The following is a 7,137-nucleotide window of genomic DNA, read 5'->3' on the forward strand; positions in this document are numbered from 1 at the left end:
AAAAATTCATATGCTATTACCATTATTTACATAGGGGTAATAATTTCACTCTTCTATAATATTCTAGTATAATAAAAAACAATATATTATTTTAAGATAGTTTATTTTTATGCACAGTATTAAGGGGGGGGGATAAAGAAATGAAAAAGAAAAATCGTATAAGAATTGGGCTTGCTTGGCAAATTTTAATCGGCTTGATTTTAGGTATTATTGTAGGCGCTATATTTTATGGTAACGATAATATTCTAAAATATATCACTCCAGTTGGGACGATCTTCATGAATATGATTAAAATGATTGTAGTCCCAATTATTATTTCGACATTAATTGTTGGTGTAGCCGGTCAAGGTTCTTTAAAACAGGTTGGAAAACTTGGTGTTAAAACACTTGTTTATTTTGAAATCATTACAACGGTTGCCATTATTCTAGGTATATTATTAGCTGATATAACGCAGTTTGGTAGCGGTGTCGATATGAATGAGTTAACAAAAGGAGATATTTCTTCGTATGTTGAAACAACAGAAGAAATGTCTAAAGAAGATCATAGCATAATGGATACAATTGTAAATATTGTACCGACAAACATTGTCTCCTCAATGGCAGCAGGGGACATGTTGCCAATCATCTTCTTCTCCGTATTGTTTGGTCTAGGGGTTGCAGCTATTGGTGATAAAGGCAAACCGGTATTAGCATTAGCGCATGGTGTAGCCGACGCGATGTTCTGGGTAACGAATTTAATTATGAAATTTGCGCCAATTGGTGTTTTTGCATTAATCGCAACGACTGTTTCCACATTCGGGTTATCTTCTTTAATTCCATTAGGGAAACTAATGATTTTAGTTTATTTTGCGATGATTTTCTTTATTGTAGTTGTATTGGGCATAACGGCTAAAATTGTTGGGTTAAGCATATTCCGCATTATTAAAATGATTAAAGACGAGCTCATATTAGGATTTTCCACTGCAAGCTCTGAAACTGTATTGCCGCGTATTATGCTGAAAACAGAAAAAGCAGGTGTACCAAAAGATATTGGGTCATTTGTTATCCCAACAGGTTATTCGTTTAACTTAGATGGCTCTACTTTATACCAAGCAATTGCAGCATTATTCATTGCACAAATGTACAATATTGATTTGTCTTTATCAAATCAAATTATTTTAGTTTTAACGTTAATGGTCACATCGAAAGGTATAGCAGGTGTGCCGGGAGTATCGTTTGTTGTGCTTCTTTCAACACTTGGTGCAGTAGGTATTCCGTTAGAAGGACTAGCTTTCATTCTTGGAATTGACCGTCTATTAGATATGATGCGTACAGTTGTTAACATATGTGGTAATACATTAGCAGCATTAGTCATGGCGAAATGGGAAGGCCGTCTTGACATGGACAAGTATAATAACTACTTTAATAAGGAAACAGCAGATGCTTCAGTTAAAGAGAATTAATTGTATAAAAGTAAACAGATGTATCAAGGTTTAGAATAAGTTGGTACCGTGCTAGAAAAGCGCTTAAAATCCTTTTACGTTAAGGGTCTTAGGCGCTATTCTTTTTTCTGAGGAGTCGTTTATCTTTTTGCTTCATTGCATGTAAATCCACTGCTTTAATTGAGTCTGTTTTCCTGGTAGCAAAACATACAGATTTCCTTGCTTAAAATTGACAGGATGTATACAATCGTATACAATTTTATGTATACGATTGTATACATAAGGGGGATGAAAAATGAAAAATGATTCCCATAGAGAAAGACTCACCGATCACTGTGAAGACCAAAATGGTCCTTGTAGAGGTAGTGGAAAAAGACGTGGAGCAAAAACGTTTCGTCGGGGAAGAGCTTTGGCCTTCTATGAGATAATGCAAACTAAATCTAATTCTCTAAAAAGACAGCTCGCTACTCCCGAGCTACAGTCCGTGAACTCAGTGTTAGTGGGGGAGCTAAAGGCTGTAGAAATGTTAATGGATGAATTTGCCCAGTTATTTGAATTAGTAGAAGTTGATGAAAAAGATCAACAGAATGAAGTGGAAGAATCAGGACAGTAATAAGAAAGATATTACATATATTCGTAATAATTTGGAGGGATGACAATGTTCGTACAAATACGAAAATGGACAGTAACAGAAGGAAATTCAGATAAGGTACTAGAACGCTTTAAGAAAAAACCAGATCAAGGACCGTCTTTAATTGAACAAAGAGAAGGTTTTATCGGACGTGAACTCTTAGTAAAAAACGTTCGACGTGGTGAAGAGGAAGTAGTAATGATCGTTCGCTGGGAATCAGAAGAGGCATGGAAAGCATGGGAAAAGAGTCCTGAGCATATCGCTGGTCACAAAAATAAAATAAAAGAGCACGGTGGAAAACCACCGAAGCCTGAATATGTGATTTCCATGGAACATGGTAACTATTCAGTAGTTGAATAAGTTGTTAAAAAGAGCAAGCTATTAACCTAGCTTGCTCTTTTTGTTTTAGAAGAATCCTAGCTAGAGTTATCTCTACTTAATAATGAATCTCTCCAATGTAACGAAGATCTTAAATATAAATAAACAGTTTTTATTTTAACAAGACATCCATTCTAAGGTTGCTTAAGAATAGTTCTTCAAGTTTATATCTATTTTACCTTATAAACACTTTAAAAGTTGTCAAAACTAGAAAGTATTATAAAACGTTAGAAGGTATGAACTTGAAAAAAGTCGGTCCAATAAGTATTTTACACGTTGTTGCTTTATCCATGACTATGATTGGATTAAAAAATCATGTCACTATTCTACCTCCTATTCTAGAGGTAGGAGGTAGAGATGGGTGGATGTCTGTCATACTGGCTGCAGTAGTCATGTTCTTCTGGATTTTTATACTTGTTTATATTTATAAGCAAGCTAAACAGAAGCCATTGATGGAGTGGCTTCAGGAGGCAACAGGTCCCAAAACTAGTACAATTTTTCGTTATGTAGTAGGGATCTATCTGTTCGTATTGGCGGTCTTTACAATGCGTGAAGCGATGCAATGGGTGAAAACAACCTTTTTGCCTACCACCTCCATTATTGTCTTATTAATAATTTATATCGTTTTGTGCATCCTATTAGCAACTAGCAGTATCCAAACTATTGCTATAGTAAATGTCATGGTCTTGTTTGGTGTTTTAGTTTTAGGTTTTTTTGTAGCCTTTGTGAATATTCAAGTGAAGGATTATTCGTTACTACGCCCTTTTTTGGAGCATGGCTGGGAGCCAGTACTAAAAGCCAGTGTTTTTCCTGCCGCAGGTTATATAGAGCTAATACTACTTCTCTTTTTACAACAACATATTAAGGACAAAATGAGATGGTTCCATTTTGCAATCATTTTATTTTTGTTAATGGGTCTAACCATAGGTCCTTTATTAGGTGCTATTACAGAATTTGGGCCAGATGAGGCTGCTGAGCAAAATTATCCGGCATATGAGGAATGGGGTTTAGTTACTATTGGAGAGTTCATTGAACATCTAGACTTTTTTTCCATCTATCAATGGCTAACCGGTGCCTTTATACGTGTTGGACTTCTCTTATTCATCACAGTTGACCTACTTAAAATGAATAAAAAGAAATCTGTCTGGGTCATATTAGCCCCGGCGTTCTTTATCCTTTGTATGATTTTAACCGTAATAAATGATAATTTATTTCTTTTCATCAAAGGTAATTACTTTCTTATAGCTACTTTCGTATTCTTTTTACTCGTATCAATCTTCCTGTTCTGGATTGCTTTCTTTCATAAAAAAACAACTAAAAAAGAGGAAAAACGTAGGAAAGGAGGTAAACAAAGTGAAATCACCGGAGGGGATACTAAATCTTCAAACAATAAAGGAACTATTCAAGAAGAATGAAGATGTCATATTTCAGTTGTACAACTATGGGAAATATAAAGTCCATTTTATAACCTGTGATTCTATGATCAATCTTCAACTATTAAATGAGACCATTGTTCCTCGCGTACAAGAAACGTGTAGTGAGGTTGGCGAGGAACCACTTGAAGAGTTCATTTTGAATAAGCTTCATATACCAGATTTACAAAAGGTTGAGACAAAAGAAGATTTAATCTCAAGAATCTTTAATGGTTATCTAATTCTACATTTTGAGGATGAAAATCTTACGCTCTCAAGTAATATTGCTAAAAAGCCGAATAGAAATCCTGAGGAATCTAGGATGGAAGTACTTATTAAGGGTCCGAGGGATAATTTTATTGAGGATATATCAGTTAATATTGCTTTAATAAGAAAAAGATTACCTACTAATTCCTTGAACGTAGAAAAACTCGAATTAGGGAAAAGGACAAAAACGACTGTTGCTGTACTTTATATGGATGATATTGCTAATAAGGATATTCTGAAAGATATTATGAGTCAATTAAATGAAGTGGATATTGATATCGTTTTTAGTGGTGAACTGCTACTAGAAACGATAAATAAAAGATCTCCTGTCTTCCCAAGAAATGATTATACCGGTCGGCCAGACTTTGCTGTACAAGCCTTAGTAAGGGGAAGGTTTGTTATCCTAGTAGATGGTGTCTCTTATGTAGTCATTACTCCTGTCAATTTGTTTTTGCTTTTAAAAGCTGGCGAAGACGTAGAATATCCAAGCGCTTTTAGTAGTGCTGAAAGAGTGCTGAGGATAATTGGATTAATGATAGGATTAGCCCTACCAGCTTTTTGGCTAGCACTGACAACTTTTCATCAGGATCAATTACCCTTTCAACTATTAGCCACCGTTGTTCAAAATAATTCTGGTCTTCCATTGCCTTCTGCCCTTGAAATGCTGACGATGCTAGTTATGTTTGAGTTGTTTAGAGAGGCAGGCTTAAGATTGCCAACGGTTATTGGTGGAACCATTAGTGTGGTAGGTGGCCTAATTGTAGGAGATGCAGCTATAAGAGCAGGTTTGACAAGCCCCGCAATGATTGTTGTGATCGCTATATCTACCATTGCTACCTTTACCTTAGTAAATCAGTCGCTTGTCACAGCTGTAAGTATTGTCCGGATAATACTCATATTGATTACTTCTATATTGGGATTGTTTGGATTTTTTATTTCTTTGTATTTTTTACTGCTTTATTTATCAAGCATAAGAATATTTGGAGTTCCGTATATGAATATTGCGACGGATTTGAGTTGGTCTACTATTAAAAGGTCGCTATTAAGGCCTGCACCCAAAAACTATAAAGAGCGTCCGCACGCTTTAAATCCTCAGGATTCTACTCGACTTGGAGGAGCAGATGATGAAGAGAAAAATTAAACAGTTATGCATACTTTGCTGTTTACTACCTTTACTATCCAGCTGTTGGGATGTGGATGAACCAAATAGAATACGATATATCTATGCAATAGGGATTGATTATAAAGAAGATAAATATGAAATACATGCTCAAATTATCAACTTCGTTAATATTGCAAAAACAGAGCAACCAAATCAGGATGCTATTCAGGTGGAAGTTGGTAAGGCTAAAGGGGACACTATGGAAGAGGCTTTCTTTAACCTGTATAAATCCATGGATTTGAAGTTGTTCTGGGGACATATGACGTATATGGTTCTTTCTGAAGAAGCGCTTAAAGAAGGAAGGGCTAATGTTATTATTAACTCCTTTTTAAGATACAGGGAGATTAGATACCAAACTTGGATATATACCACGAAAGATCCAGTCGGTGAGGTGATGTTGTTAACACCTCTTTTTAACAGTGCCATGACGAGGCTTAAACTAGCCGATCCAATGAGTTCCTATCAACAAGAGTCCTTTATAGAACCTATTGATTTCCGAAAGCTAGTTATCCGATTAAATGAACCTAGCTATGAAGTAAGCATTCCCTATATAAAAATAGATGATAATTGGGAGACCGAAAAAGAAAAAGATAAACTACCAAAATTCGAAGGGGTAGGTATCGTTACTCCTCATGAATTCAAAGGCTTTATATCAGGTGAACAAGTTAACGGATTACAATGGATGACTAAGGAAACCAAAAGTGGTGAAATTAGCATTCATCGTGACGATAAGTTTGTTTCAGTTATAATTGATAACCTCAAAATAAAAGTAAAACCTAAAGTACAAGGAGACGAAGTGAAATTTGAAGTAAAATTAAATATGAATGCTTTATTAAGTGGCTTCGAGGGGAAAATTACCGAGAAAGAGATTCGTCATTTTGTTAGAAAACAAATAAAAAAAGAAATTGAAGAAACCTATCTAGCAGGACTGGAAAAAGACGTGGACATTTATCGTTTCTCAGAATATTTATACAGAAGTGACTTGAAAAACTGGAAAAGGTTACAGAAGAATGGAAAAGTCCCCTTGACAGAAAACTCTATTAGCAGCATAACAATAGAGGTTAATAAAGTCTATACAGGGAGAAAAGCTTTTAAAGAGACGATTCAATAGCTTAATTGCTTTTTAATAAAGGAAGTATGGGGATAGAATAGTAAATAATGTTCTATTTTCCTTATTAATTTATAAAAATTGATTAATACCCTTGACAATAAATCAAATATACATGATAATAAATATTGTCTTTCCAGTATTTTAATTCGGAAAGAAAATATTGTCTCAGTAGCTCAGCTGGATAGAGCAACGCCCTTCTAAGGCGTCGGTCGGGAGTTCGAATCTCTCCTGGGACGTAGATGGGTTCAGATGATCGAAGTTTGAACCTAACTAAAAGTGCTTCAAATCCTTTTATATAAAAGGGATTTGGGGCATTTTTTCTGTCTTTTGGCTCCTTGTTTTAAATGTGTCACTAAGCAAAATAAATAAAGAGCAGAACTACCAAATTTACTTCTTGGCAAAATTAAAATCTTTATAAGAAAAACATGTATGAAGATAAATTGAAAAAGCTAGGTTATACTATAAAAATGACTTTATTGCCTACCTAAACGAGTTCTTTACTGCTCTCTATATATGCAATAACTTTTTTAATTTAAATTAAATCATCATTTTTAATAATACTGGGATCTGTGGTTGAAGAAGAATCCCATTATGAGAGGGCTGGAATATTAATATGACTAAAAATTTTTGGCAGGAATTGCCTAAACCTTTTTTTGTACTTGCACCAATGGAAGATGTGACAGATGTAGTTTTTCGTCAGGTTGTTAGTAAAGCAGGTAGACCTGATGTATTCTTTACGGAATTTACAAACACGG

6 protein-coding genes, 1 tRNA gene and 1 pseudogene are annotated in these 7,137 nt (G+C 34.9%); all 8 read left to right on the forward strand.

What is annotated here, in order from left to right; genetic code table 11:
- Positions 1 to 140: 140 nt before the first annotated feature.
- Positions 141 to 1,442 (forward strand): cation:dicarboxylate symporter family transporter, encoded by a 1,302-nt coding sequence (locus AC06OU_RS16280; protein WP_475857173.1) that lies wholly within the window; start codon positions 141 to 143, stop codon positions 1,440 to 1,442.
- A 274-nt stretch (positions 1,443 to 1,716) separates the two neighbouring features.
- Positions 1,717 to 2,034, forward strand: a complete 318-nt coding sequence (locus AC06OU_RS16285) for a hypothetical protein (RefSeq protein WP_475857174.1) — start codon at positions 1,717 to 1,719, stop codon at positions 2,032 to 2,034.
- Positions 2,035 to 2,079: 45 nt separating this feature from the next.
- Positions 2,080 to 2,412 carry an antibiotic biosynthesis monooxygenase family protein gene (locus AC06OU_RS16290; RefSeq protein WP_169361001.1) on the forward strand — a complete coding sequence of 111 codons (333 nt, stop codon included), beginning with the start codon at positions 2,080 to 2,082 and terminating at the stop codon, positions 2,410 to 2,412.
- 260 nt (positions 2,413 to 2,672) lie between these two features.
- Entirely contained in the window at positions 2,673 to 3,845 is a 1,173-nt protein-coding gene (locus AC06OU_RS16295) for a GerAB/ArcD/ProY family transporter (protein ID WP_475857177.1), read from the forward strand.
- Complete coding sequence (locus tag AC06OU_RS16300) at positions 3,784 to 5,250, forward strand: spore germination protein (RefSeq protein ID WP_475857179.1); 1,467 nt, start codon at positions 3,784 to 3,786, stop codon at positions 5,248 to 5,250. The genes AC06OU_RS16295 and AC06OU_RS16300 overlap by 62 nt, the downstream gene beginning before the upstream one ends.
- Complete coding sequence (locus AC06OU_RS16305) at positions 5,231 to 6,382, forward strand: Ger(x)C family spore germination protein (RefSeq protein WP_475857180.1); 1,152 nt, start codon at positions 5,231 to 5,233, stop codon at positions 6,380 to 6,382. Before AC06OU_RS16300 ends, AC06OU_RS16305 begins: the two co-directional genes overlap by 20 nt.
- A gap of 162 nt (positions 6,383 to 6,544) precedes the next feature.
- Positions 6,545 to 6,618, forward strand: a tRNA-Arg gene (locus AC06OU_RS16310).
- A gap of 377 nt (positions 6,619 to 6,995) precedes the next feature.
- A pseudogene (locus tag AC06OU_RS16315) lies at positions 6,996 to 7,137 on the forward strand (tRNA-dihydrouridine synthase); the annotation flags it as partial.

It is taken from the genome of Psychrobacillus sp. (genome assembly GCF_056205495.1).